This is a genomic window from Mycoplana rhizolycopersici (assembly GCF_013378445.1).
GTDB lineage: Bacteria > Pseudomonadota > Alphaproteobacteria > Rhizobiales > Rhizobiaceae > Mycoplana > Mycoplana rhizolycopersici.
Genome location: NZ_JABXYK010000003.1, coordinates 417,448 through 442,888, shown reverse-complemented (window position 1 = coordinate 442,888; position 25,441 = coordinate 417,448). Strand labels below are relative to the sequence as shown.

At 63.0% G+C, this 25,441-nt stretch carries 32 protein-coding genes; 6 read left to right on the top strand and 26 right to left on the bottom strand.

What is annotated here, in order from left to right; genetic code table 11:
• Positions 1 to 367: 367 nt before the first annotated feature.
• The 15 genes from HV823_RS07375 to phnG form a co-directional block, all read right to left on the bottom strand.
• Positions 368 to 874, bottom strand: a complete 507-nt coding sequence (locus HV823_RS07375) for a TIGR00645 family protein (RefSeq protein WP_176949069.1) — start codon at positions 872 to 874, stop codon at positions 368 to 370.
• Positions 875 to 990: 116 nt separating this feature from the next.
• Positions 991 to 1,599, bottom strand: coding sequence for a phosphonate metabolism protein/1,5-bisphosphokinase (PRPP-forming) PhnN (gene phnN, locus HV823_RS07370; RefSeq protein WP_176949068.1), 609 nt, complete (start codon positions 1,597 to 1,599; stop codon positions 991 to 993).
• Positions 1,596 to 2,735, bottom strand: coding sequence for an alpha-D-ribose 1-methylphosphonate 5-triphosphate diphosphatase (locus HV823_RS07365; protein WP_176949067.1), 1,140 nt, complete (start codon positions 2,733 to 2,735; stop codon positions 1,596 to 1,598). Before HV823_RS07365 ends, phnN begins: the two co-directional genes overlap by 4 nt.
• Before the next feature lies 1 nt (position 2,736).
• Positions 2,737 to 3,447 (bottom strand): DUF1045 domain-containing protein, encoded by a 711-nt coding sequence (locus tag HV823_RS07360; RefSeq protein ID WP_176949066.1) that lies wholly within the window; start codon positions 3,445 to 3,447, stop codon positions 2,737 to 2,739.
• 137 nt (positions 3,448 to 3,584) lie between these two features.
• On the bottom strand, positions 3,585 to 5,093 hold the full coding sequence (phnE, locus tag HV823_RS07355) for a phosphonate ABC transporter, permease protein PhnE (RefSeq protein ID WP_176949065.1): 1,509 nt from the start codon (positions 5,091 to 5,093) through the stop codon (positions 3,585 to 3,587).
• Positions 5,094 to 5,104: 11 nt separating this feature from the next.
• Entirely contained in the window at positions 5,105 to 6,067 is a 963-nt protein-coding gene (phnE, locus tag HV823_RS07350; RefSeq protein ID WP_176949064.1) for a phosphonate ABC transporter, permease protein PhnE, read from the bottom strand.
• Positions 6,068 to 6,152: 85 nt separating this feature from the next.
• Complete coding sequence (phnD, locus tag HV823_RS07345) at positions 6,153 to 7,058, bottom strand: phosphonate ABC transporter substrate-binding protein (RefSeq protein WP_176949063.1); 906 nt, start codon at positions 7,056 to 7,058, stop codon at positions 6,153 to 6,155.
• 84 nt (positions 7,059 to 7,142) lie between these two features.
• Positions 7,143 to 7,997 (bottom strand): phosphonate ABC transporter ATP-binding protein, encoded by an 855-nt coding sequence (gene phnC / locus HV823_RS07340; protein ID WP_176949062.1) that lies wholly within the window; start codon positions 7,995 to 7,997, stop codon positions 7,143 to 7,145.
• Between the two features lie 132 nt (positions 7,998 to 8,129).
• Positions 8,130 to 8,747: a DapH/DapD/GlmU-related protein gene (locus HV823_RS07335; RefSeq protein ID WP_176949061.1), complete on the bottom strand. Its 618-nt coding sequence runs from the start codon at positions 8,745 to 8,747 to the stop codon at positions 8,130 to 8,132.
• Positions 8,744 to 9,451: a phosphonate C-P lyase system protein PhnL gene (gene phnL, locus HV823_RS07330; RefSeq protein ID WP_176949060.1), complete on the bottom strand. Its 708-nt coding sequence runs from the start codon at positions 9,449 to 9,451 to the stop codon at positions 8,744 to 8,746. Before phnL ends, HV823_RS07335 begins: the two co-directional genes overlap by 4 nt.
• Positions 9,452 to 9,495: 44 nt before the next feature.
• Complete coding sequence (gene phnK, locus HV823_RS07325) at positions 9,496 to 10,272, bottom strand: phosphonate C-P lyase system protein PhnK (RefSeq protein ID WP_176949059.1); 777 nt, start codon at positions 10,270 to 10,272, stop codon at positions 9,496 to 9,498.
• The gene (locus tag HV823_RS07320) at positions 10,269 to 11,162 is read right to left on the bottom strand and encodes an alpha-D-ribose 1-methylphosphonate 5-phosphate C-P-lyase PhnJ (RefSeq protein WP_176949058.1); all 894 of its coding nucleotides are present in this window, start codon (positions 11,160 to 11,162) and stop codon (positions 10,269 to 10,271) included. The genes phnK and HV823_RS07320 overlap by 4 nt, the downstream gene beginning before the upstream one ends.
• Complete coding sequence (locus tag HV823_RS07315; protein WP_176949057.1) at positions 11,159 to 12,271, bottom strand: carbon-phosphorus lyase complex subunit; 1,113 nt, start codon at positions 12,269 to 12,271, stop codon at positions 11,159 to 11,161. Before HV823_RS07315 ends, HV823_RS07320 begins: the two co-directional genes overlap by 4 nt.
• A gap of 4 nt (positions 12,272 to 12,275) precedes the next feature.
• The gene (gene phnH, locus HV823_RS07310; protein ID WP_176949083.1) at positions 12,276 to 12,884 is read right to left on the bottom strand and encodes a phosphonate C-P lyase system protein PhnH; all 609 of its coding nucleotides are present in this window, start codon (positions 12,882 to 12,884) and stop codon (positions 12,276 to 12,278) included.
• Entirely contained in the window at positions 12,881 to 13,354 is a 474-nt protein-coding gene (phnG, locus tag HV823_RS07305; RefSeq protein WP_176949056.1) for a phosphonate C-P lyase system protein PhnG, read from the bottom strand. Before phnG ends, phnH begins: the two co-directional genes overlap by 4 nt.
• Positions 13,355 to 13,475: 121 nt before the next feature.
• Between phnG and phnF the strand changes: the two genes are divergently transcribed.
• A complete protein-coding gene (gene phnF, locus HV823_RS07300) occupies positions 13,476 to 14,198 on the top strand; it encodes a phosphonate metabolism transcriptional regulator PhnF (protein ID WP_176949055.1) in 723 nt (240 codons plus the stop codon).
• A 57-nt stretch (positions 14,199 to 14,255) separates the two neighbouring features.
• Here phnF and HV823_RS07295 read toward each other — a convergent pair whose 3' ends face one another.
• Both HV823_RS07295 and HV823_RS07290 read right to left on the bottom strand, forming a co-directional pair.
• Entirely contained in the window at positions 14,256 to 14,420 is a 165-nt protein-coding gene (locus tag HV823_RS07295) for a DUF1328 domain-containing protein (RefSeq protein ID WP_097142015.1), read from the bottom strand.
• Between the two features lie 168 nt (positions 14,421 to 14,588).
• Positions 14,589 to 14,786 carry a CsbD family protein gene (locus HV823_RS07290; protein WP_097142014.1) on the bottom strand — a complete coding sequence of 66 codons (198 nt, stop codon included), beginning with the start codon at positions 14,784 to 14,786 and terminating at the stop codon, positions 14,589 to 14,591.
• Between the two features lie 188 nt (positions 14,787 to 14,974).
• On the opposite strand from HV823_RS07290, the gene HV823_RS07285 reads away from it, so the two are divergent.
• Positions 14,975 to 15,130 (top strand): DUF3309 family protein, encoded by a 156-nt coding sequence (locus tag HV823_RS07285; protein WP_176949054.1) that lies wholly within the window; start codon positions 14,975 to 14,977, stop codon positions 15,128 to 15,130.
• Between the two features lie 32 nt (positions 15,131 to 15,162).
• On the top strand, positions 15,163 to 15,423 hold the full coding sequence (locus HV823_RS07280) for a glycine zipper domain-containing protein (RefSeq protein WP_176949053.1): 261 nt from the start codon (positions 15,163 to 15,165) through the stop codon (positions 15,421 to 15,423).
• A gap of 73 nt (positions 15,424 to 15,496) precedes the next feature.
• On the opposite strand, the gene HV823_RS07275 is transcribed toward HV823_RS07280, so the two are convergent.
• Positions 15,497 to 15,682, bottom strand: a complete 186-nt coding sequence (locus HV823_RS07275) for a NepR family anti-sigma factor (protein ID WP_176949052.1) — start codon at positions 15,680 to 15,682, stop codon at positions 15,497 to 15,499.
• A 149-nt stretch (positions 15,683 to 15,831) separates the two neighbouring features.
• Here HV823_RS07275 and HV823_RS07270 point away from each other — a divergent pair, with 149 nt between their 5' ends.
• Entirely contained in the window at positions 15,832 to 16,635 is an 804-nt protein-coding gene (locus tag HV823_RS07270) for a response regulator (RefSeq protein ID WP_176949051.1), read from the top strand.
• 119 nt (positions 16,636 to 16,754) lie between these two features.
• Here the strand turns inward: HV823_RS07270 and HV823_RS07265 are convergent, their stop codons facing one another.
• The 7 genes from HV823_RS07265 to HV823_RS07235 all read right to left on the bottom strand — a co-directional run bounded on the left by HV823_RS07265 (position 16,755) and on the right by HV823_RS07235 (position 23,119).
• The gene (locus HV823_RS07265) at positions 16,755 to 17,102 is read right to left on the bottom strand and encodes a RidA family protein (protein ID WP_176949050.1); all 348 of its coding nucleotides are present in this window, start codon (positions 17,100 to 17,102) and stop codon (positions 16,755 to 16,757) included.
• Positions 17,103 to 17,276: 174 nt separating this feature from the next.
• The gene (locus HV823_RS07260) at positions 17,277 to 17,804 is read right to left on the bottom strand and encodes a gluconokinase (RefSeq protein ID WP_343051796.1); all 528 of its coding nucleotides are present in this window, start codon (positions 17,802 to 17,804) and stop codon (positions 17,277 to 17,279) included.
• Positions 17,805 to 17,815: 11 nt separating this feature from the next.
• On the bottom strand, positions 17,816 to 18,643 hold the full coding sequence (locus HV823_RS07255; protein WP_176949049.1) for a dipeptide ABC transporter ATP-binding protein: 828 nt from the start codon (positions 18,641 to 18,643) through the stop codon (positions 17,816 to 17,818).
• A complete protein-coding gene (locus HV823_RS07250) occupies positions 18,640 to 19,494 on the bottom strand; it encodes an ABC transporter ATP-binding protein (RefSeq protein ID WP_176949048.1) in 855 nt (284 codons plus the stop codon). The genes HV823_RS07255 and HV823_RS07250 overlap by 4 nt, the downstream gene beginning before the upstream one ends.
• Complete coding sequence (locus HV823_RS07245; protein ID WP_176949047.1) at positions 19,494 to 20,411, bottom strand: ABC transporter permease subunit; 918 nt, start codon at positions 20,409 to 20,411, stop codon at positions 19,494 to 19,496. Before HV823_RS07245 ends, HV823_RS07250 begins: the two co-directional genes overlap by 1 nt.
• Positions 20,412 to 20,423: 12 nt before the next feature.
• The gene (locus HV823_RS07240; protein WP_176949046.1) at positions 20,424 to 21,428 is read right to left on the bottom strand and encodes an ABC transporter permease subunit; all 1,005 of its coding nucleotides are present in this window, start codon (positions 21,426 to 21,428) and stop codon (positions 20,424 to 20,426) included.
• A 95-nt stretch (positions 21,429 to 21,523) separates the two neighbouring features.
• Positions 21,524 to 23,119: an ABC transporter substrate-binding protein gene (locus tag HV823_RS07235; RefSeq protein ID WP_176949045.1), complete on the bottom strand. Its 1,596-nt coding sequence runs from the start codon at positions 23,117 to 23,119 to the stop codon at positions 21,524 to 21,526.
• Between the two features lie 475 nt (positions 23,120 to 23,594).
• Here HV823_RS07235 and HV823_RS07230 point away from each other — a divergent pair, with 475 nt between their 5' ends.
• The gene (locus tag HV823_RS07230) at positions 23,595 to 24,269 is read left to right on the top strand and encodes a helix-turn-helix transcriptional regulator (protein WP_176949044.1); all 675 of its coding nucleotides are present in this window, start codon (positions 23,595 to 23,597) and stop codon (positions 24,267 to 24,269) included.
• A 177-nt stretch (positions 24,270 to 24,446) separates the two neighbouring features.
• A complete protein-coding gene (locus HV823_RS07225) occupies positions 24,447 to 24,854 on the top strand; it encodes a response regulator (protein WP_176949043.1) in 408 nt (135 codons plus the stop codon).
• Between the two features lie 61 nt (positions 24,855 to 24,915).
• Here the strand turns inward: HV823_RS07225 and rirA are convergent, their stop codons facing one another.
• A complete protein-coding gene (gene rirA, locus HV823_RS07220) occupies positions 24,916 to 25,380 on the bottom strand; it encodes an iron-responsive transcriptional regulator RirA (protein WP_097142000.1) in 465 nt (154 codons plus the stop codon).
• Positions 25,381 to 25,441 lie beyond the last annotated feature (61 nt).

Below are 25,441 nucleotides of genomic sequence, written 5' to 3'. Positions count from 1 at the left end.
GCAAGACACTTAACCGAAACCTGTCGGCTTCAATGTGCCCGCATCTCCTAGAAGAACCTTAGAGCGAGTTCGTCGGTCGCCAGCAGCGCCGCCGCCCTCGTTGGTGAGGCGGTTTCTACGGCCCAACCCGAAACAAGTCAACAGCCCAAATGACAGTTTTTTGAAATTTTTCCCCACACCAAATCCAAAACCCCGGTTTTCCAGCATTCCAACACCCAAAAATTCTCAAACAGGACCAAAACAACGAAATCGGTCGCCGAATACCGGCTCAAAGCACGCCCGTAATCCGGCGCCAGAACGCGAAAAGGGCGCCGGCGGTATCCCGCGGCGCCCTTTCCAGGTCTTCACCCATCCATCAGCGGACAGGTCAGGCCTTGATCTTCAGCTGGGCCATGATCCTCTCGAGGTAGCCGAGCAGGACCGCCGAGATGACGAAGGCGAGATGCATGAAGGTCAGCCACATCAGCTGCATGTCGGTATATTGCTGGGCATTCAGGAACACCTGCAAAAGGTGGATCGACGAGATGGCCACGATCGACGAGGCCACCTTGATCTTCAAGCTGCCGGAATCGAGCTTGCCGAGGAAGGAAACGTCGGCTTCGGCCTCGTCGAAGCGGCTGACGAAATTCTCGTAGCCGGAGATCATCACCATCAGGATAAGGCTTGCCACCAGCGCGGCGTCGATCAGCCCCAGCATGGCAAGGATCATGTCCGCGTCGTCGAAGACGAAGGCATTCTTAGCGACCTTGATGAGCTTGTAGGCGAAGGACACGGCATAGACCGCAAGCGCTGCCACAAGCCCCAGATAGAACGCGACGAGAATCCATCGGCTGGAGAGGATGATCCGTTCGACCAGGATTTCGAGGGACTTCATGGACGGCTCCGTCTGTGATTTTCGATGTGACGCCAGTGATTAACCAATGGCTCGAAGACCGGCAAGTGGTGCTGGAGACCGTCTCCCGCAAGAGCGGACCGCCGGTTTGCGACGCTTCAGCGGGCAACCGCCCTGGCAAGCAGATCGACGAACGCAGTCCCGGCAACCTCAAGCGGGCCGCTGTTGTCAATGGTGACGCCGTCGACCGGCAGCTCCGGCATGCGCGGCTGGCGCTCCAGGCGTCCGGCGATGGCGTCACCGCTTTCCCGCCCACGCCGCGCCAGGCGTTCGGCGCGAACCTCGGCATGGGCGGTGATGGTCACCACCGTCAACCTCGAAAAGGCGGCGACGAAGGCAGGCAGCGCCTGTCGGCTGCCGTTCACCAGCACCACCCTACCCTGTTCCACTTCCGCCTGCACCTTGGCGGGGACGCCGTAGCAAAGTCCATGCGCCTCCCATGCAACGCAAAAGGCCCCCTCGCCCTTCATCCGGGCAAAGGTCGCCTCGTCGACGCCGATATGGGCCTCACCGCCGGCATCGGCAGGGCGGGTAATGACGCGCCTTGCAAAGACGAAGCGATCGTCACCTGCGAAATGCCGCGCGGCATGGGCCATGACGCTATCCTTGCCCGCCCCGCTCGGTCCGACAACCACGATCACCATGCCCCCTCCCAGCTCAGTTGCCGGCGTGATCCCGCCTGCAGCCGTTTCTACCGCTGCCGTCATGCCACGCGCCGCCCCTGGCGCCAGACGGAACGGACGACCGGAACGCCGTCCGGACGGCGGACGCGGACGAGATCGGCGCGCAGACCGGGGGCAATGCGCCCGCGGTCGTCAAGGCCGACAGTCCGGGCCGGGGTGGCCGAAACCATCGCGATCGCCTTCGGCAGGCCGATCGCCTTGTTCTCGTCAGCGAGAATGAAGGGCGCCTGGATCAGGCTCAGCGGCACGTAGTCGGAGGAGAGCACGTCGAGCACGCCCATGGTGGCGAGATCGCGGGCGGCGATGTTGCCGGAGTGCGACTTGCCACGGACGATGTTCGGCGCGCCCATCAGCACGCTCATGCCGGCGCCGTGCGACGCCTTCGCCGCCTCGACGCTGGTCGGAAACTCGGCAAGGCGGATGCCGTAGCCGATCGCCTCTTCCACATGCTCGAGGGTGGCGTCGTCATGGCTTGCCACGGCGATGCCGCGCGCGGCGCAGTGGGCGGCGATCGCATCGCGATGCGGCTTGGCGTAGCGGGCGGACAGCTCCTGCTGGCGCCGGCAGAACTCCGCGAAGGCCTCGTCGGACAGGCCGCGCTTGGTCTTGTAGTACAGCGTATACTGCTCCATCGTCTGGAACTGGCGCTGGCCGGGGGCGTGATCCATCAGCGAGACGAGACGCACCTGCGGGTCGTTCTCGAACTCGCCGAAGTGTTCGAGCACGTTGTCGGTGGAAACCTCGCAGCGCAGGTGGATCAGATGGTCGGCGCGCAGGCGATCGTCGCGGCTGGCCTCGGCAAGCGCGTCGGCCATGCCGCGCATCTCGCCCTTCTCGAAACCGCCGTCCTCGTCCGAGCCCATGCGCAGGCAGTCGAAGACAGTGGTGATGCCGGAGGAGGCCACCTGGGCGTCATGGGCCTGGATCGCAGCGGTCGTGTTCCAGCGTACGCCGGGACGCGGCGAATAGTGGGCCTCGAGGTGATCGGTGTGCAATTCGACCAGACCGGGCAGCAGGTAGTCGCCGCCCATGTCCTCGCCGGCGACAGTCGGCGTGTCGGAAATCTCGGCGATCAGGCCGTCGCGGATCAGCACCGCGCCGTGGACGATCTCGTCCTCGAGCACGATTTTAGCATTGGTCAGGGTCAGTTCGGTCGACATGTCAGGCGATCTTTCTGTTGGCGGTTCCGCCCGTCAGCGGAAACAGCGAATGCACGATAAAATCTGCGCCGCGGGACGGCTCGCGGAAAAGGGCGAGGCCCGAAATCGCAAGCGGGCGCGCATGGAACTCGGAGAAATGCTGCAACAGCGCCTCCTCCATTGCCGGTGCTTCGGCGGCGGCGACCCGTCCGGTCAGGGTCATGTGGAAGCGGAACGTGTCGAACACGTAAGGGTAGCCCCATTGCACCAGGTTCTGGCGTTCCTCGCTGGAAAGCTCGTCCGGCTTGCGCCGCGCAATGTCCGCCGACGACAGCGGCGCGCGAAAATCCTCGAAACAACGAACGACCTCACCCGCGAAGGCTTGCAGCGGTTCGCATTCATCGGCGGGAATCAGGGCGAAGAAGGAACCGAGGCGGCCGACGACCACCTCGGGAATCTCGAAGCTTTCCATGGCGGCGGCGAAACGGGCAACCTCGGCGACGAGGTCGGCCTCACTGCGGCCTTCGGCGAGCTCGAACGGCGCCTTCAGGGTCGCGTGGAAACCGTAGCGGCGCGGATCGGCCGTCAGGGACGCAAGCGCCGGCGGCTCGAAGCCCGCGACTGCCGGCTGAACCAGCGGCGCACCGTTAAACGCGTTGCGACCGAGCCACCGGGCTGCGGCAAGCGTGAGGCCATCGCTGGCGGCCGGGGTGAAATAAAGGGCATATCGCACAATCAAACTTCCTGTTCAGTTCCGAGGCGCCCAAAGGCGCGACCGCGACCGTAAAAGGGATTCGTGTGGCAGCATCATGCCATTGCCACCAGCGAATTCCATTCCATTCAATGGCGGGCCAATCAACGGTCGGCCGCTCAATGGTGGTTCCGTCCGATCAATCGCGACCGCAGGGCATTCGAAATGCCGTCGAAGACGAATACGACGATCAGGATCAGCACCACCATATAGGCAACGTTCTCCCAGTCCGAATTGGTCCGCATCGCTTCCCACAGTTTCAGGCCGATGCCGCCGGCGCCGACCGCACCGATGATCGTGGCCGAACGCGTATTGGATTCCCAGAAATACAGCGCCTGCGAAACGAACACGGGCAGGACCTGCGGCACCACGCCGAAGCGCTGGACGGCGACGGATGGCGCGCCGACGGACTTGATCCCTTCGCGCTGCTTGTCGTCGATGTTCTCCAGTGCCTCGGAATAGAGCTTTCCTAGCGTTCCGGTATCGGTGAAGAAGATGGCCGACATGCCCGCAAGCGGCCCCGGCCCGAAGGCGCGGGTGAAGAACAGCGCCCAGATCAGCATGTCGACGGAGCGAAGGAAGTCGAAGAAGCGCTTCGTCAGCTGGTTGGAAATCCAGCTGCGGGTGATGTTGCGGGCAGCGACGAAGGCCAGCGGGAAAGCTAGAAGGGTTGCCAGCACCGTTCCGACGAACGCCATTACGATCGTCTGCAGAAGCTTGGTCCAGACGTCGAGATGCTGCCATTCGGAATTGTAGAGGATGTTGTTCCAGGCCAGCGACAGGTTGGAGCGGGCGGGATCGATGCGGTCGCCCCAGGCGATCAGCGAGAACACCTCCGAGACCGACTTGTCGAAGAAGGGCGAGCGCGTGTCGAAGACGAAGTTCGCCCAGCCGAGGAAGCGCTTGCGGATGCTCACCTCGTCCGGCTCGATCTCCGCCCACCCGGCGATGCCAAAGGAGAGAACGACCTTCTCGCCGGGCCGCTTCTGGGTCGCCCATTGAGGCAGGGGCTGGGTTTCGGGTGTCACGGTGCTGCCGTCGATGGCGACGCGCAGGCGTTCGTCGCCGTGCTGCACGGTCACCTCGCCAGGCAGCACCTCGATCCGGGTGGAGCGGCCCATGGTGACCTCGGCACGGGTGACGACGTCCTCCGTGCGCGTCTCGGTCGCAGGCGGAGCCGCCGTGACCGCCTCCGCGGCGGCGCTGCCCAGTGCTGCGCCCGGTGCCATGAAACTGGTCGTCGACTTGGGCGCTGTGGTGCGCGCTGCCGCCGGCACCTCGATAGTGCGGGTCACCGTCTGACGTTCGGCCGTCAGCCAGTCGGGGTTCGGATTTTCGCCAAGCGGCGAGAACCGCGGATAGACGATCTTCATCGTGCCGTGATCGTCCATGCGGATTTCCGGGCGTACCTCGTAGGAGACCCAGTCGGCAAGATAGGTCCCGGCCAGCGACCAGTTGGCATTTCCGAGCACCGCGCCGATGGCAAAGAACCACCAGCAATAGACCCCGTAGAGCACTGCTGCGAGCACGATCAGCGGCATGCGGAACCGCGCCCACAAGGAGGTCCGGAAGATTTCCGGATGCCGGGCCGCGATCTCTTCCATCTCCGACACGTGAAGCTTGGTCATCGTCTCTTTCCTCACTGTGCGAGCTGGAAGGCCTGGTCGCCGACGAGGCGGCGCCTTGCCCAGGCGGATAGCTGGTCGACGGCGACGATGGTGCAGAAGAGCAGGAGCACGATCGCAAGCGTCTTTGCCTGGTGGTTCTGGCCGATCGAAAGGCGGAGCAATTCGCCAATGCCGCCACCGCCAACGGCACCGATGATCGTGGAAGCGCGCACGTTGATCTCGAGTCGCAGCAGGAAGTAGCTGATGAAGTTCGGCATGACCTGCGGAACGATGGCAAACCAGACGCGCTCGATCCAATTGGCGCCGGCCGCCCGCAGCCCCTCCTCCGCCTTCATGTCGGCATTCTCGACGACCTCGAAGAAGAGCTTGCCGAGGGCGCCGATCGTGTGGATCGAAACCGCAATCACGGCCGGCAGCGGCCCGAGCGACAAAACGGCCAGGAAGAAACCTGCAAGCACAACCTCGGGGAAGGCGCGCAGGATCTCCATCGTGCGGCGAACGAAGCCGCGCACGAACCAGTTGGGCATCAGATTTCGGGCGGCGAGGAAGCAGAAGAGGAAGCCGAAGACCGTGCCGACGATGGTGGAGAAGATCGCGATGTTGAGCGTCTCCAGCATCTTGTAGAAGTATTCCGGCACATAGAAGCTGTCGGTGAGATAGTGCCGTCCTTCGGGATAATTGTATTTGAAGCTGCCGTCGTAATAGGGTGACGGCAGGTCGAACAGCGCCCGGAAGATCTCCAGGCCGTCACGCGGGATCATGTCGCCGACGAAATCGAAAAGATGCGGCAGGCGGTCGAAGAACTTGCCGGCATTGGTCTCGTTGGCAAACCAGAGCGAGCCGCCGAAGGCTATGGCGAATAGGCCGAGGCCGAGCCAGGTATAGAGGCGGCGCTTGGCGGCCAGTTCCTGCCAGTGGCGCTCGATCAGCGCACCGCTCTCACTGAAGTCTTTCGGAAGCGTATTCACAGCCATGCCGCCGTCCCGCGTTCGCTTGTATCACTGGAAATGGAGACGCCGGCCAGAGGTCCGGCCGGCGTCCGGATGGGTCACGGTCGGATCAGCCGCCGATCGTCGCCTTGCGGGCGTCGATGATCGGCTTGTAGAAGTCGACATTGACTTCCGTGAACGCGGTGAAGTCGCCGCCCATGACGGCGGAGAAGCAGGCAGCGTCCTTCTTCGGCAGGTCGAGCATGAACTGCTTGAACTTTGCCTTCATGTCGTCGGCCATCGAGGTGCGCACGACGATCGGGCCGTTCGGGATCAGCGGCGACTTCCAGATCTCGACGACATCGTTCATGTCGAGGATGCCCTTCTCGACCATCTTGTGCAGGTTGCCGGAGGTGTAGCCGTCCTTCCATTCGCCAACGCCCGAGCCGAAGGTCGTGCCGGCATCGAAGGTGCCCTTCATGACTTCGAGGACGAGGTTCTCATGGCCGCCGCCGAAGCCGGTCTCGCCGAAATATTCCTTCACCGGCGCGCCGATCGCTTCCGGCAGGGTGACGAGCGGGACGAGATAGCCGGAGGTGGAGTCCGGATCGGCGAAGCCGAGCTTCTTGCCCTTCAGGTCTTCCAGCTTGGTGATTCCGCTGTCCTTGCGGGCGACCATGATCGAGTGATAGCCGGTCGAGCCGTCGGTCTGGACGGTCGTCAGGATCGGCTCGACGGCATCGGCCTTGGCGAGATAGATCTTGGCGAAACCGGAGGCGCCGAGTTCGGCATAGTCCAGCGTGCCGCCGAGCAGGCCCTGGATGACGCCGTCATAGTCGGCAGCCGGGAAGAACGACACTTTCTCGAAGCCGAGTTCGGCCTTCAGTTGGTCGCCGAGGCACTGATAGTTGCGCAGGCGGTCGGCTTCGTTCTCGCCGCCGATGATGCCAACGCGGAATTCCTTCAGGTCTTCCGCCTGGGAGTGGCCGACCAGCGCCAGAAGGGCGACGGCGCCGAAAAGAGCTTTCTTCAACATGGACTTCTCTCCTGTTTGACCGGCCCCCGCCGGCTTTGAGAATGATGGCGGCCCTTGACGCGGGCCGTTCGATCCCGGCAAGGCTCAGATGCCTGCCAGTGCCAGCGGCGTAACGCCGGCGGATTCCTTCACGTTGTCCTGTACGAGCCCGGCACTGCCCTTGATGCTCGTCGAAGTCACGGTCTCGTCGATCTCCGCGCCATCGGCGCCCGTGCCATAGATCGCCCGCACCGCCGCCGCATCGAGGTCGCGCGGGGCACCGTCGAAAACGATCCGGCCGGCCGACATGCCGATGATGCGCTCGCAATAGTTGCGGGCGGTATCGAGCGTGTGCAGGTTGGTGATCACGGTGATGCCCTCGCGCTCGTTGATATCGCGCAGCGCATCCATCACCACCTTGGCGTTCAGCGGATCCAGCGAGGCGATCGGCTCGTCCGCCAGGATCATCTTCGGCTGCTGCATCAGCGCACGCGCGATCGCCACGCGCTGCTGCTGGCCGCCCGAAAGCGTGCCCGCCTTCTGCAGCGCCGTCTGCTCGATGCCGAGGCGCTCCAGTGCTGCGATCGCCATGATGCGCTCCTCGCGGGTGAACATGTTGAGGATACTGAGCGCGGTCGAGCGGTGGTTGAGGCGACCGAGCAGGACGTTGGTCAGCACATCGAGGCGCGGCACCAGGTTGAACTGCTGGAAGATCATGGCGCAGTCGCGCTGCCAGTTGCGCAACGCCGCACCACGCAGCGACGAGACCGCGACATCGCCGAAATGGATCGAGCCCTCGCTCGGGTCGACGAGCCGGTTGATCATCCGCAGCATGGTCGACTTGCCGGCGCCAGAGCGGCCGATAACGCCGACCATCTGACCTTGCGGAATATCGACGCTGACGGCGCTGACTGCGGCCTTGCCGCCGAACCGGCGCGTGACGTTCTTCAGGCGAAACATGGCTTGCCCTCTCGAGGCTTGTTCATTGACACTGCTGCGGCTTTAAAGGCGGTCAATGAATGCGGAATGTCAGTTTCATGTCCGTTTGATAACAATCCACAAAGCGCGGATTGCCAGGGTTTTGCGCGACGTTCAGGCGCCGTATTTGACAAGGAAGGCATCAGCATCGAGTGCACGGAAATCCTCAAGGGCGACACGCAGGCGCGCGTGGTCCCAGTCCCACCAGGCAAGCCTTTCGAAGCGCTCGGCAATATCGCGACCGAAGCGTTCGCGGATCAGCTTCGCAGGAACGCCACCGACGATGGTGTAGGGGGCGACATCCTTCGTCACCACCGCGCCGGAGCCGATGATGGCGCCATTGCCAACGGTAACGCCGGGCAGGACGGTCGAGCCGTGACCGATCCAGACGTCATGGCCGATGGTAACGCGGTGGGCTCGCCGCCAGGCGAAGAAATCCTCTTCCCTGTCGGCGTCCGGCCAGTAGTCGGCGGCGCGATAGGTGAAATGGTGCAGCGTCGCTCGCCACATCGGATGGTTGGTGGCGTTGATGCGGACGGAAGACGCAATGTTGGCGAACTTGCCGATCGTCGCGCACCAGACCGAGCCGTCTTCCATGATGTAGGAATAGTCGCCGAGTTCGGTCTCTGCGATGCGGCAGCGCTCGGAGATCTCCACGAAACGGCCGAGGGTGCAATCGACCACCGATGCCGTGGCGTGGATGAGTGGGGTGCGTTCCGAAAGCCTGGTCATGCGGCGATCTTTCGCGGGGAGAAGGCGGAGACGTCGATGACGCGATCGGCGACCCGGACGCGCACGTCATCGTCATGGAAGATGCCGAGCAGGGCCACGCCCGCCCGCTTCTTCTCCTCGATCATGTCGACGACGATCTCGCGGTTCTTCGCATCCAGCGAAGCCGTCGGCTCGTCGAGAAGGAGGATGCTGTGGTCGGTGATGAAGCCGCGGGCGATGTTGACGCGCTGCTGCTCGCCGCCGGAGAAGGTGGCGGGTGGCAATTGCCAGAGTTCGCGCGGCAGGTTGAGCCGGTCGAGCATGGTTTCCGCCTTCTCCCGGGCGACCGCGGGGATCGCGCCATCCGCGACCAGCGGTTCGGCCACGACGTCGACGGCGGCAACCCGCGGCACGACGCGCAGGAACTGACTGACATAGCCGAGCGTCACCCGGCGGACGGCAAGCACGCTGCGCGGATCAGCAGTCGCCAGATCGACGAACTGACCCTCGTGTTCGACAAGGATCTGGCCGGCGTCGACGCCGTAGTTGCCGTAGACCATCTTCAAGAGCGAACTCTTGCCGATGCCCGAGGGACCGCCAAGGACGACGCATTCGCCGGCCTTGATGGAGAAATTGACGTTGGAGACGACAGGCAGGCGGATACCGTCCCTCAAGTGCATGGTGAAGCTCTTTGCGACTTCGGATACGACGAGTGGCGTCGCCATGATCGATTTCCTTCTAAGCTGGGCGTATTGTCGGAGGCAGCCGGTCAGACCTGCAGGATGGAGGAGACGAGAAGCTGGGTGTAGGCTTCGCGCGGATCGTCGAGGACGCGGTCGGTCAGGCCGTGCTCGATTACGTGTCCGTCCTTCATCACCATCATCCGGTGCGACAGAAGACGCGCGACGGCGAGGTCGTGGGTGACGATGATCGCCGACAGGCCGAGGTCGTGGACCAGGCCGCGAACGAGGTCGAGCAGGCGCGCCTGCACCGAAACATCAAGACCGCCGGTGGGCTCATCCATGAAGACGAGGCGGGGTGCGGTGACGAGATTGCGGGCGATCTGCAAGCGCTGGCGCATGCCGCCGGAAAAGGCGCGCGGCTGGTCGTCGATGCGGTCGATGCCGATCTCGACGCGACGCAGCCAGTCGCCGGCCGTCTCGCGGATGTTGCCGTAGTGGCGTTCGCCGACCGCCATCAGCCGCTCGCCGACATTGGCGCCGGCCGAGACCGTCATGCGCAGCCCGTCGGCGGGGTTCTGGTGGACGAAGCCCCAGTCGGTGCGCATCAGGAAGCGGCGCTCGGCCTCGCCCATGCGGGCGAGATCGCGCATCTGGCCGTCGCGTGTGCGGTATTCGATGGTGCCGGAGGTCGGCATCAGCCGGGTGGCGAGGCAGTTCAGCAGCGTCGTCTTTCCGGAGCCGGACTCGCCGACGATGGCCAGCACTTCGCCCGGCCAGAGGTCGAAGGAGACGTTCTGGCAACCGATACGGGCGCCGTAGAATTTCGAGATGTCGCGGGCTCTAAGAAGCGGTGCGTCGGTCATTGGGCAGCCCCCTTGTTGTAGGCCAGCATCGTGCCGCAGTGGCCGTGGTCGCGGCGATCCTCGCAATGGTCTGTGTCGGAGCAGACGAACATCCGCCCGCCGCGGTCGTCGAGCACCACTTCATCGAGATAGACGTTCTCCGCGCCGCAGAGCGCACAGGGCTTGTCAAAGCTCTGGACCTCGAACGGATGATCCTCGAAGTCGAGACTGACGACTTCGGTGAAGGGGGGCACAGCGTAGATGCGCTTCTCGCGGCCCGCACCGAACAACTGGAGCGCCTCCGACATGTGCATCTTCGGATTGTCGAATTTCGGCGTCGGCGACGGGTCCATGACGTAGCGGCCCTCGACCTTTACCGGATAGGCATAGGTTGTCGCGATATGGCCGTTCCTGGCGATGTCCTCGTAAAGCTTCACATGCATGAGGCCGTATTCTTCCAGCGCATGCATCTTGCGGGTCTCGGTCTCGCGCGGCTCGAGGAAGCGCAGGGGCTCGGGGATCGGGACCTGGTAGACGAGCGTCTGGCCGGTCGTCAGCCTTTCCTCGGGGATACGGTGGCGCGTCTGGATGATCGTCGCCTCGCGGGTCTTCGTCGTCACCGCGACATCGGCGACCTTCTGGAAGAAGGCGCGGATGGAGACCGCGTTCGTGGTGTCGTCCGCCCCCTGGTCGATGACCTTCAGAACGTCCTCCGGCCCGAGGATCGCCGCCGTCACCTGTACGCCGCCGGTGCCCCAGCCATAGGGCATCGGCATTTCGCGCGAGGCAAACGGCACCTGATAGCCGGGGATGGCGATCGCCTTTAGGATCGCGCGGCGGATCATGCGCTTCGTCTGCTCGTCGAGATAGGCGAAGTTGTAGGTCGCCAGTTCGCTTGCTGCCGTTGTCATTCTGCGGCCTCCGGAATGTCGCTATCGGTTTTGTCGCCGCGTGCCGCTTCATATTCCCGGCGCATGCGGCGGACGAGATCGAGTTCAGCCTGGAAGTCCACGTAATGCGGCAGTTTCAGATGCTCGACGAAGCCGGTCGCCTGCACATTGTCGGAATGCGAGATGACGAATTCCTCGTCCTGCGCCGGTGCCACGACATCCTCGCCGAATTCGCCTGCCCTCAGCGCCCGGTCGACGAGCGACATGGCCATCGCCTTCCTCTCGCTCTGCCCGAAGACGAGGCCATAGCCGCGGGTGAACTGCGGGGGGGTCTTCGCGGAGCCCTTGAACTGGGCGATCATCTGGCACTCCGTCACCTGGATACGGCCAAGCGAGACGGAGAAGCCAAGTTCCGGCATGTCCAGCTCGACTTCCACCTCGCCGATGCGCACTTCCCCAACGAAGGGGTGGGTGCGGGCATAGCCGCGCTGGGTGGAATAGCCGAGCGACAGAAGGAAGCCCTCGTCGCCACGGGCGAGCGCCTGCAGGCGCAGGTCGCGGGGCATCGGGAACTCAAGCGGCTCGCGGGTCAGGTCGCCGGGAACGTGCCCTTCCGGCAGCGCGCCGTCATCCTCGACCAGATCCTCACCCGCCAGGATATCGGCAACGCGCATGATGGGCTCCTGCCCGCCCTCGCGCTGCAGGGCCTCGTCGACAGGGGCATCGTGCAGCAGCGACGGATCAAGCAGCCGGTGGGTATAGTCGAAGGTCGGGCCGAGCAGCTGGCCGCCCGGCAGGTCCTTGTAGGTGGCAGAAACGCGGCGCTCGACCTGCATCTCGGCGGTCTCGAGTGGAACCGAATAGCCGAAGCGCGGCAGGGTGGTGCGATAGGCGCGCAGGATGAAGATCGCCTCGATCATGTCGCCGCGCGACTGGCGGATGGCGAGTGCAGCGATGGCGCGGTCGTAGAGCGAGGCCTCCGCCATCACCCGGTCGACGGCGAGACCGAGCTGGGCGACGATCTGCTCGATGGTGATCGACGGTAGCGCGCGATCGCCGCGGCGACGGTCGGCGAGCAGACGGTGGGCGTTGGCGATGGCGGCCTCGCCACCCTTGACGGCAACATACATGGGCTCAGGCCTCCCTGTTGTTGATAACGGTGGTGCGTGGCAGGCAGAGAATGCGGTCGCCGGCTACGAGGATCAGGTCCACTCCGCGTGGGAACATCGCCCGGTTGGCTCCGGCCAGTGCGACGAAGGTGTCCGGTAGGCCCTGCGGGCCGACCATCGCCTCGTCGCGGATGCCGGGGCCGGTCAGCACCAGCGGCCGGCCGCCCTCGAGGCTTTCGATCTCGATCACCAGTGTCGCCGAACGGTCCGGATATTCCTGGGTGCCCTGCGCAAACAGGCCGAAGCCCGGAACGACGGCGCCCTTTTCGACGAAGGCGAAGCGGGCGTCCTGCTTCTCTGCGGTCACGGCGGCACCGGCATGGAACGACAGCCAACCGGGCAACTTCGACTTGGCAAGCTGCGGCGTCAGCCAGACCGGAGTGTCATGGTCGCATAACGTGAGCGCGATCGCGCCCGCTGCCGCTCCGAGCGGCTGCGGTGGCCTTGCCGTTGCGGCAATCGTCCCGATCGTGCCCGGCCGGGCCATGCAGTCCATCACCGTGCGGAAAACCGACTGGGCGGCGAATACCGGTTCGGCGAAAGCGCCGGAAAAAATCTGGGTGTCGGGCATCAGTCGTCTCCCCTGACCATGGTGAAGAAATCGACACGGGTGGCGGCCGTCTCCCGGATCCGCTGCGCGTCTTCAGCCTCGATGCGTGCCGACACCTTGGAAAGCAGACGCTCGACTGTCGGCGCATGCTCGGGCAATTGAAGGAGCGCGTCGAAGATCGCCGCAAGCCGCGCCTTCTCGCCGTCGGTGCCGAGCGACTGCCCATGACCGACGGTGCCACCCTCAAGGCGGACGCTGGCGCGCGTGGCCGTCACTTCACCGAGGTTGAAGGGCGCGCCGCCGCCACCGATGCGGCCGCGGACCATGACAAGCCCCGTCTCCGGCCCGCGAACCGGCACGGCCTCGGGCCGCTGCGGCAGGCCGTTCCAGGCCTGCTCCAGCTCAAGCCGTGTCGCCTTCGCCAGCACCCCCATCGCCTGCCTGCGCCTTTCCGGCCCGGTGCCCGGATGCGGCTGGTGTCCGTCTGGTGCCATTGCAAATCTCCCAATGCGCTCTCGAAATTTGTCTATTGATCTAGACAACTAGACATCGTATGGTCTGGTCATACCGGGTCAAAATGACAGGCATGTGACGAGTCATGCCACAGGAGCGGAAATGATCGAGCGGCGATCGGGCGTGGCGCTATGGCGGCAGATCGCCGACAGGATACGCCTTGCGATCAACAGCGGCGACTACGACGCAACGGGCATGATGCCGGCGGAGACGGTTCTCGCCGAACGCTTCGGCGTCAACCGCCATACGGTGCGCAGCGCCCTTGCCGCCCTTGCCGAAGAAGGCATGGTGCGAGCCGTGCAGGGTGTGGGCACCATGATCGAACGCCGCGACCGCCTGACGTTTCCGATCTCGCGGCGCACCCGATTTTCGCAAGGGCTCGGCGATCAGGCGCGGGAGATCGAGGGGCGGCTTGTTCGCCAGGGGGTGGAACGGGCCTCCCCCGCCGTTGCCGCAGCGCTCGGGATTGCGACGGGAACCGACTGCGTGCGCCTGGAGACCTTGGCCCTTGCCGACGGCAAGCCTATCTCGCTCGCCACAAGCCATTTTCCGGCAGCACGGTTCGAGGGCATAGGCGATCAATACCGAAAGACCGGATCGATCACCAAATCGCTTTCGGCGCTGGGCGTGGCCGATTATGTGCGTCGCTCAACGGAGATTTCGGCCGTTCATGCCGAGGGCGAGGATGTCCGCCTGCTCAAGCTTTCCCCCGGGGCCATCCTTCTCGTCACGACGGCGATCAATGCGGATGCGGGAGGCCAGGCGATCCAGTACTCGCGTTCGCGGTTTGCGGCCGACCGGGTCAAGTTCTTCGTGGAAAGCTGAAATGAAAAAGGGCGGAGCCAGCGCCCCGCCCTTTCATCTTCATTCGTCTGTGATGGTTCAGACGCGCCGCGACCAGCCAAACAGCAGCGAGACGACCAGCAGCACCAGGAAGACGAAGAACAGAATCTGTGCGATGCCTGCCGATGCGCCTGCTATGCCGCCAAAGCCCAGCACGCCAGCGATCAACGCGATGACCAGAAACACAACAGCGTAGTAAAGCATACCAGCAACTCCTTTTTTATCATCGACAGGAGAACGAGGCTGCCGAAAAAAAGTTCCGTTGCAGAGAATTTCTATCGAGCGCGCCGACATTTACTCACATAGCAAAGAAAAACACCGCTGCGCATGAGCGCAACGGCGTCTTTCGGGCATGCCATAGGCATGAAGGTCTTAGTGGTGACGGGACCAATCGTCGATTTCGCGCTCGGCCTCATCCTTCGCCATACCGTAGCGCTGCTGAAGCTTGCCAGACAGTTCGACCCGGCGTCCCTTGATTACGTCGAGGTCGTCATCCGTGAGCTTGCCCCACTTCGCCTGGGCCTTGCCCTTGTACTCGTTCCACTTGCCTTCAATGATGTCCCAATTCATGTGAATCTCCTTTCGGCTTGTGTTGCCGATAGACAAACGCACCCGGCCAACGAACGTTCCGCCGTGCAGGCGGGTAAATTCAACTGCTGGCGATTGTTGCGAAAATTCGCACCACCCCTGGAACAATCGTTCATGACGCGCATTTTCCTGCCAACGGATTTAGCTGCGTTTTCGCAGGGAGGTGCTTGATGCTTGGAACGATTCTTCTCATTGTCCTTATTCTGCTTCTGATCGGGGCATTGCCGAACTGGGGCTACAGCAGCGGCTGGGGTTACGGGCCATCCGGTGGTATCGGCCTGATCGTCGTCATTCTGCTGATCCTGCTCCTCATGGGGCGCATTTGACCGATTTTCGCCTTTGAAGAGGACTAGACATTATGAGAAATCTTATCGTTGCCGGCGTCATCGCTCTTTCCGCCTTGGGCGTCAGCTCGTGCACCCAGACTGAGAAGGGTGCCACCATCGGCGCCGCGTCTGGCGCGATCATCGGCGGTGCTGCGACCAACAGGGTCGGCGGCGCTGCAGTCGGCGCCGTTGCAGGCGGCGCCATCGGTGCCCTGATCGGCAACGCCAGCGAGCCCGGCCGCTGCATCTACCGCGATCGATACGGACGGCGCTATGAAGCTCCCTGCCGCTGAGCAACATCCCACTGAACTCAGAAACGGGCCGCTGGCCCGTTTCTTTGCGTGTTTCGTCACACGGCGCGTTCCGTCAGGTCGGCTTGGCCTTCCGCTCGGCCTCGTCCAGCTTGTCCAGCAGATCGAGCAACTGCTCCGGCAGCGGCTCGGTTTCGATCGAATCGTAATAGGATCTCAGCTTGCGACCAACGATGCCGTTAGAATCGAGAGCGCTCGTCGTACCATCCGATTTTCGGCCGCGCGTAGCGGGCTTGGTCATCGCTATCTGCTCCTTCGCGCCGGTCCACCAACTTTGTTTGGCCCCAAAGTCAGCCTATCCATTGGGGTTTGATTTCGCACCAAAATCGTTTCCGTGAAATGAATTTACAGGAAACTGACCGATTTCGGTACCAATTCAGGGAGAAGTATATGTCGCTATCCACCCGTATTGCACCCCATTTGCCGTTGTTGCGGCGCTTTTCGCGTGCGGTAACCGGTTCGCAGACCTCAGGAGATGCATATGTGGCAGCGATGCTGGAAGCGCTCGTCGAAGACATAACGCTTTATCCCGAGCGATCGAATGACCGCATCAGCATCTTCAGGCTCTATTGCTCGCTGTTCGACAAGGTGCAGGTGCACATTCCGCCGAGTTCGGAATCGCCCTTCGGCTGGGAACGCCAGGCCGCCGCCAACCTTGCCCATGTCACGCCGCTGGCCCGCAAGGCCTTTCTCCTCGTTGCCGTAGAAGGCTTCGAGCTGGCCGAATGCGCCGACATCCTCGGCATTTCGGAGGAGGAGGCGAAGGCGGCCCTGCACCAGGCGTCGCGCGAAATCTCCGAGCAGGTCGCAACCGACATCCTCATCATCGAGGACGAACCGCTGATCGCCATGGACATCGAGGACATGGTCACCGCGATCGGCCACCGCGTCACCGGCATCGCGCGCACTCATTCCGAAGCGATCGAACTGTACCGGCGCTCGCCGCCCGGCATGGTCCTGGCCGACATCCAGCTTGCCGACGGCAGCTCGGGCATCGACGCGGTCAACGACATCCTGAAGACGAGCACCATTCCGGTGATCTTCATCACCGCCTTCCCGGAGCGGCTCCTGACCGGCGAGCGGCCCGAGCCGGCGTTCCTCGTGACCAAGCCGTTCAATCCGGACATGGTCAAGGCGCTGATCAGCCAGGCGCTGTTCTTTGATGAGCATTCGCGGCTGGCCAAAAGCGCCTGACGCCGTCCTCGAAAATCCAGATGCAAAAGGGCGGGCCGCCACGCGGCCCGCCCTTTTTCATTTTCCGTCACGTCGAACCGCGCGTGTCACGGCGGACGGCAGACTTTACCGATCGAGGATCAGGCCTGTGCGGCGGTGATGATGATCTCGACCAGATATTCCGGGCCGGCCAGCTTGGATTCACCCGTGGCGCGTGCCGGTGCGTTGCCCTGCGGCACCCAGGCGTCCCAGACGGCGTTCATCTTCTGGAAATCGGCCATGTCGGCCAGCCAGATCTGAGCGGAAAGGATGCGGGTCTTGTCCGAGCCGGCGAGCGCCAGCAGCCGGTCGATCTCGGCCAGAACCTGCTTCGTCTGCGTCGTGACGTCGGCACCCGGTTCACCCACCTGGCCGGCCAGGTAGATGGTGCCGTTGTGCACGACTGCGCCGCTCATGCGGGCGCCGGTTTCAAAGCGAGTAATGGTCATCGGTTCGTTCCTGTCTTTGGTGTTCGAGCCCTGTGGCCGGCCAAACAGAGGCGGCAGCCACCCGCCGGCGGGTATCTGGAGCGGCATCAGGTCTATACGATTGCCGCAGGCGCATTGCCAGCATGATTGTGCCAGCGGAAATTGTGCCTGCGCTGTGCGCTCCCCAGAGCCGTCCTATCGGTCCTGTCCCCACAGCACAGAAAGCTGTCTCAGGCTCGCGGCAATGACGTCTGCGACCGGTGCATCGATGTCGACCGTCACCACGCCCGGCTCGCCGGACGGGTCCTCAAGGGCGGCGAGTTGACTGTCGAGCAGGCTCGCCGGCATGAAATGGCCCCTCCTCTCCCCCATCCGCGCCAGCAGAAGCGCGCGGCTGCCGCTCAGGAACACGAAGGAAAGACCGGTTTCGGCGCCCGACCGCAGGCGGTCGCGGTAGGTGCGCTTCAAGGCGGAGCAGGAGACGACGATCCCCTGCCCCGATGCCGCGGCGTCGCGCATCCGCTCGCCGATCCGCTCCAGCCAGGGCCAGCGGTCCGCATCCGTGAGCGGGATGCCCTTCGACATCTTGTCGATATTGGCCTGCGGATGCAGCTGGTCGCCTTCGAGGAAGGAATAGCCGAGGCTTGCGGCAAGACCTTCCGCGACGGAAGTCTTGCCGCAACCGGATACGCCCATCACGACGATCGCCCTGCCGCGCTTCACGAACGAGGTCCTCAGGCGCGCTTGCGCCGCTCGAGGCGGGCCTTGATCGCCTCCACGTCGACGCGCGGCGTGGCGGCAAACAGTGTCTTGGTATAGCTGTGCTGCGGATCGTTGAAGACCTGGTCGCGGCTGCCGTATTCGACCGCCTCGCCGAAGTACATCACCATCACGTCGTCGGAGATGTGGCGCACCACCGAAAGGTCGTGGCTGATGAAGACATAGGTGAGGTGGAACTCTTCCTGCAGGTCGGCGAGAAGGTTGAGCACCTGCGCCTGGACCGACAGATCGAGCGCCGAGACCGGCTCGTCCAGCACCAGAAGGCGCGGGTTGAGCATCAGGGCGCGAGCGATCGCCACGCGCTGGCGCTGGCCACCGGAGAACATGTGCGGGTAGCGGCTATAGTGCTTTTCCTCAAGCCCCACCTTCTTCAGCATCGCCATCGCCCTGTCACGGCGCTCCGCGGCGGGTATCTTGGTGTTGATGATGAGCGGTTCGGTCAGGATGTCGCCGATTTTCTTGCGCGGGTTCAGCGAACCGTAGGGGTTCTGGAAGACGATCTGCACCTTGCTGCGCATGTCGGACGACAGCGGCTCGGCGGCGATGTCCACCTTTTGCCCGTCGATCAGCATCTCGCCGGAGGTAACCGGGTCGATCATCGTGACCATGCGGGCAAGCGTCGACTTGCCGCAGCCGCTTTCGCCGACGATCGAGAGCGTCTTGCCCTGCTCGACCTTGAAGCTCACGCCTTTGACCGCATGGACGGTCTTGCCCTTCTTAAGAAGGCTTCCGGGGATGTGGTAGTCGCGCTTGAGATTGCGCGCCTCGAGAACGGGGGTCATCGAACGGCTCCCTCGAAGATCTGTTGATCGGTGAGCTTTTCCGTGATCGTCGGCAGGCGGCCGCCCACGGCATTTTCCGGCAGGGCGGACAGCAGCGCCTTCGTGTAGACGCTCTTCGGACTCTCGAAGAGCGAGAGCACGTCGGCCTCCTCGATCTTCCTGCCCTTGTACTGCACGATCACGCGATCGGCGGTCTCGGCGACTACGCCCATGTCGTGCGTGATCATGATGAGGCCCATGCCGTGCTCGGCCTGCAGCTTCATCAGAAGGTCGAGGATCTGCTTCTGGATCGTCACGTCGAGCGCCGTCGTCGGCTCGTCGGCGATGAGAAGCTTCGGATTGCAGGCAAGCGCTGTCGCGATCATCACGCGCTGGCACTGGCCGCCCGACATCTGGTGCGGATAGTGGCCGAGGCGCTCCTCCGGGTTCGGAATGCCGACCAGCTGGAACAGCTCGATCGCCCGGTCCCATCGCGCCTTGCGATCGAGATCGGTATGCACGCGCAACACCTCCTCGATCTGGTAGCCGACGGTAAAGCAGGGATTGAGGCTGGCGACCGGCTCCTGGAAGATCATGGAGATCTCCTTGCCGATGATCTTGCGTCGGTCGCGGTCGCTCATGGCCTGCAGGTCGCGACCGTTGAACAGGAGCTTGTCGGCGGTGACCTTGGCGGTCCAGGGCAGAAGACCCATGGCGGCAAGCATGGAAACGGACTTGCCCGAGCCGGATTCGCCGACGATGGCGAGCACCTCGCCCTCATCGACTTTCAGCGAGACACCGTCCACAGCCCGGAAGGGGCCGGAGGCCGTCTGGAACTCGACGACCAGGTTCTGGATTTCGAGGAGCGACATCACGACCTCTTCAATTTTGGATCAAGAGCATCGCGCAGGCCGTCGCCCATCAGGTTGATGGCAAGCACGGTGATGAGAATGGCAAGGCCCGGGAACGTGACGACCCACCAGGCGCGCTGGATGAATTCGCGCGCTTCGGCAAGCATTGTGCCCCATTCCGGCGTCGGCGGCTGGGCGCCCATGCCGAGGAAGCCGAGGGCTGCCGCGTCGAGGATCGCCGCCGAAAAGGCCAGCGTCGCCTGCACGATCAGCGGCGCCAGGCAGTTCGGCAGAATGGTCAGGAACATCAGCCGCAGAGTGCCCGCACCCGCCACCTTCGAGCCGACCACGTAGTCCTTGGTCCGCTCCGTCATCACGGCCGCACGCGTCAGGCGCACGAAGTGCGGCTGGTTGACGAGCGAAATCGCGATCATCGCATTCAGCAGGCCCGGTCCGAGCACGGCAACCAGCACAAGTGCCAGCAGCAGCGAGGGAAACGCCAGGATGATGTCCATGATGCGCATGATGAAGGTATCGACGCGCCCGCGGAAATAGCCGGCGACGAGACCGATCAGCACGCCCGAGATCACCGACAGCGTCACGACGACAAGGCCGATGAAGAGCGAGAAGCGCGCACCGTAGATCAGGCGCGATAGGATGTCGCGGCCGACTGCGTCGGTGCCGAGGATGTGCCCCCAGTTGCCGCCCGCCTGCCAGACCGGCGGCACCAGCAGCATGTCGCGGTTCTGGACGCTCGGGCTGTGTGGTGCGACGAAGGGCGCGAAGATCGCAACGAACAGGATGATCAGGAAGATCACCAGGCCGATAACTGCGCCCTTGTTGCGCGAGAAATAGAACCAGAATTCGGAGAGGCCAGACGGCGGCGCCTTGCCCTCGGCGAGCTTCGGATCGGCGGCCTTGCTTTCGATTACAGTCATTTCAGCCACCTCCTAGTGCCGGATCCGCGGGTTGATGAACCCGTAGAGCAGATCGACGATCAGGTTCACCAGCATGATGACGCCGGCGATCAGCATCAGGCCGCCCTGCACCACAGCGTAGTCCCGCTTGAACACCGAATCGACCATCCACTTGCCGATGCCCGGCCAGGAGAAGATCGTTTCCGTCAGAATCGCGCCGGCCAGCAGCACGCCGACCTGCAGGCCGATCGTGGTGATGACCGGGATCATGGCGTTGCGCAGCGCATGGACGCCGACGACGCGCAAGGGTGCAAGCCCCTTGGAGCGGGCGGTGCGGACGTAGTCTTCACCCAGCACTTCGAGCATCGCCGAGCGCGTCTGACGGGCGATGACGGCGAGCGGAATCGTCGCCAGCACGATCGTCGGCAGGATCAGGTAGCTGACCGCCGACTTGAAGGCGCCGGCCTGCCCGGACAGCAGGCTGTCGATCAGCATGAAGCCGGTGACGGGCGGGAAGAAATACATCAGCGAGATGCGGCCAGAGACGGGCGTCCAGCCGAGATAGCCGGAGAAGAAGATGATCAGCAGCAGGCCCCACCAGAAGATCGGCATCGAATAGCCGACGAGGGCTGCCCCCATCACCGTCTGGTCGATCCACGAACCGCGCTTCACAGCCGCCAGCACGCCTGCGGGGATCCCGAGGCAGACGGCGAGAATGATGGCGCAGAGCGACAGTTCAAGGGTCGCGGGGAAAAGCTGCATGAAGTCGTCCAGAACCGGACGCTTGGTGACGATCGAACTGCCGAAGTCGCCGGTCAGCAGCCCGCCCAGGTAATCGAGATACTGGGCGTACATCGGCCGGTCGAGACCGAGCTGGTTCATCAGTTCGGCATGGCGTTCGGGAGACATGACCCGTTCGCCGGACATCAACATGACCGGGTCACCGGGAAGAAGTCGGATGAACGAGAAAGCAATGATCGATACCCCGATGAACGTAGGTATCAGGACGGCGAGCCGTCCGAGAATGAAGCGTAGCATGGGAGCCAATCCCTGTTGGAAAAACCGACGGCCCGAATGTCTTCGGGCCGCCGGCAATGCACACTCTTTGTCGGCGTGCTTTTCTTGTTGGTATTTTACTCGGCGATGTCCACACCGTCAAAGCGGTGGATGCCGAGCGGGTCCATCACGAAGCCTGTGACCTTCTTGTTCATCGGCACAGCGACGAGCGAGTGGTCGATGGTGTTCCAGGGGGCTTCCTTCTTGAAGATCACCTGGGCTTCTTCGTAGTACTTCGTGCGCTCCGCAACGTCGGCGGTTGCCTTCGCCTTCGTCATCAGGTCGTCGAACTCCTTGTTGCACCACTGCGCGCGGTTGTTGCCGCCGACGGCGTCGCAACCAAGCAGCGTGTCGAGGAAGTTGTCCGGATCGCCGTTGTCGCCGGTCCAGCCGAGGATGACGGCACCGTCGCGGTTCTTGTCGGAGGAGAGCTTGAGGTATTCGGCCCACTCGTAGGAGACGATCTCGACCTCGACGCCGATCTTGGCAAGGTCGGCCTGCATCAGCTCGGCAGCGCGGCGCGCGTTGAGCATGTAGGGACGAGCGACCGGCATGGCCCAGATCTTCATCTTCAGGCCGGAAACGCCTGCGTCCTCGAGCATCTTCTTGGCTGCTTCCGGATCGTACTTGTCGTCTTCGACGGCGTCATTGTACGACCACATGGTCGGCGGGATCGGGTTCTTGGCAACCGTTGCCGCGCCCTGGAACACAGCATCGACGATGGCCTGCTTGTTGACGGCCATGTTGAGCGCCTTGCGGACCTCGACCTTGTCGAACGGAGCCACCAGCGTGTTGTAGGCGAGGTAGGCGACGTTCAGGCCTTCCTGCTCCAGAACCGTCAGGTTCGGGTCTTCCTTCAGGCCGGAAACGTCAGCGGCGTTCGGATAAGGCATGATATGGCATTCGCCGGCCTTGAGCTTCTGGGCGCGGACGGCGGCGTCGGTCGTGATCGCGAAGACGAGGTCGTCGATCTTCTGCGCGCCGCCCCAGTAGTCCGGGTTGGCCTTGTAGCGGATGGCGGCGTCGGCCTGATAGGCAACGAAGGTGTAGGGGCCGGTGCCGAGCGGCTGCTGGTTCATCAGCTCCATCTTGCCGTCGGCTTCGAGCTTGTCGGCGTACTCCTTCGACAGGATCGAGGCGAAGTCCATGCCGAGATTGGCGAGGAACGGCGCTTCCGGGCGGTTGAGGGTGAACTTGACCGTGAGATCGTCAACCTTCTCGATCGACTTGATCAGTTCCGGGAAGCCCATGCCGGCAAAGTACTCCCAGGACGCGCCCGCGACGTACTTGTTCCACTTGTTGTCTTCCTTGTACTGGCGCTCGAACGAGAAAATGACGTCGTCGGCATTCAATTCGCGCGTCGGCGTAAAGAACTCGGTCGTCTGGAACTTCACGCCCGGACGGAGCTTGAAGGTATAGACGGTGCCGTCGTCGGAAACGGTCCAGCTTTCGGCGAGGCCCGGTTCGATCTCCGTGCTGCCGTGCTTGAATTCAACGAGGCGGTTGTAGACCGTGCGCGACGATGCGTCGAACGTCGTACCAGCGGTATACATGCCGGGATCGAAGCCTTCCGGCGATCCTTCGGAGCAATAGACGAGGGTCTTGGACCAGGCGGCAGACGCCATCATGGACGCAAGCGCGGTCGCCGCGAGGAGAGTAGTCAGCTTTTTCATAGCGAGCTTCCCAGATTTTTACTTTTTGTTTGTTTCGGTCGCGGGTGCGCAAGTCGGGCCCCCGGCCTTGCGCGGATGGAACGATATTTGCCGCGCGATTGCAATAAGCCCGCGAATAAATTTATCCAGATGTAAAACAATAGAGAAAAATCATCCGCAGAAGGTATTTTACGGCCAATTTCATCTGCATCTCGGCCATTGTCGGCCAACGACGCATACCGGGAACGAATTGAACGGATGCAACCGCCGACAGGCTTGGCTGAAATGCGGGCGAACGTGCGAAATTGCTTCCAGAAACTGCCTTTTGCGTGCAGATCAGGCAAATCCTCACGGAAAAATGTGTCCCACCGCAAAAAAACGGGCGCAATACTCTTTGCTCACGCTTATTGCGCGGCTACAGTCCTGCGCCAGATGGTTGGGGAGCCGCGTGGCCGCACTTTCACCGCATCATCGCCGATATGATTTCGAATGCGATTTGGACAAGGCTCTCAATCGTGTCGATTTCTTTCGCCTGTTTCACGGCACGGCGCTGCGTTTCGGCTTCGAACATTTCTGCGTCATTCAGTTGGGGGCGGATCAAGAAGGCGGCAGCCTTTCGAGCAAGCTGGTGCTGCACGACCTGTCCGCCGGTCTCGCGGAAACCTACGACAAGCGGCACCGCTTCCATGAATCCGACGTGGCGAAAAGCCTTTACCGCTCGGCCATACCTACGGTCTGGCGCGCAGGGGACCTGCCGGTCGAGTTGGGCGATGGCGCGACGCACAGCCTGCTCACGCAACTCGGCTTCGAGTTGGCGGCGGTCGTTCCCGTACAGGCCACGTCGGGTGCCCGCCATGCGGTGATCTACCTTGGCGACAACAACGACATCCATCGCCAGCAGCACATGGAACTTTGCTACGAGACCGCTTGCGTCTTCGACTACTTCTCCCGCGCCGTCCTGTCGATCAAGACCGGAACAGGCCTGACGCCGCGTGAGACCGAAATCCTGCGGTGGATATCCTATGGCAAGACGGCGAGCGAGATAGCCCTGATCGTTTCGGTCTCGGAGCACACCGTCAACTCCCACACAGCAACGATCCTGAAGAAGCTCGACGTGGTGAACCGCACGCAGATGGTCGCCAAGGCGATCCGGGAACAGATTATCCAGTAGGCCGGGCCGTCGGGAAAGGTGCACAATTGCAAAACGGGGGGTTGTGGTAGACTGTTTGTTGAACCAGAGTGAAGCAAATATGGCGGGACGCTACCGCGGCTTCCCGACGACGTCGTTCGCTACCAACCAGTCCACATGCAACATATGCAACGGGTTCACGCCCAGTCCGAGTTCGCCATGACCGTCACCGTAAACATCCTGCTCGTTGACGACGACCCCGCCGAGAACGTCATCATGCGCGCCTTGATGCGCAAGGTACCGAACGTCGATGTCAAGCTGCACTATGTCGAGACGGTGGAGGCTGCCCTCAATTTCATTCGTGCCGGCGAACCACGCCTCGACATGATCCTGATGGACAACCGCCTGCACCCCCAGGCGGACTTCCGCGAGACGGTCCCGGAACTGCGCCAGAACGGCTATATCGGCCCGATCGGCGTGATTTCATCGTCGATCGCAGACGCCTACTTCCAGAACATCGACGACTATGGCGTCGACTTCCGCATCGACAAGTCGGAACTGGATCCTACCGCGATCGGCTTCATCATTCAGGAATTCGTCGACAAGGGAATGGGCACCTTTCAGTAGCACCGCACGAAAAAGCCCCGCGACCGGAGGGCACGGGGCTGGCTCAGACCGAAAACAGTTGTCAGGCCGCAGGCTGGCGCTCGGCAGGCGGACCTTCAAGCCCAAGCAGGAAGCCGATCTGCGGACGCGCCTTGACCAGATCGTCAATCGTGTACTGCTGCAGCACATCGAAGAACGCGTTCAGCGCCTTGCGCAGCGCCGCGTTCAGACCGCAGCTGTCGACCAGCGGGCACTCGATTTCGCCGGCCTCGAAACACTCGGCCATGGCGAAGGAATCCTCGGTTACGCGCACGACGTCGAACAGCGTGATCTCGGAGGCGGGCTTGGGGAGACGGACCCCACCGTTGCGGCCGCGCACCGTTTCCACCAGTCCCGCACGCGTCAACGGCTGAAGAATCTTGAACAGGAACAACTCCGAAACGCCATAAGCCCTGGCGATTTCGGGGATGCGGCTCAGCTTTTCGCCGTTCGCAGCGCAGTACATCAGCAGCCGCACGGCATAGTTGGTCTGTTTCGTCAGGCGCATTGCCGGCTCCGAATCCGATAAGGTTGGCTCTACATATAGGCTCTATCAAAGTTTGGAACAA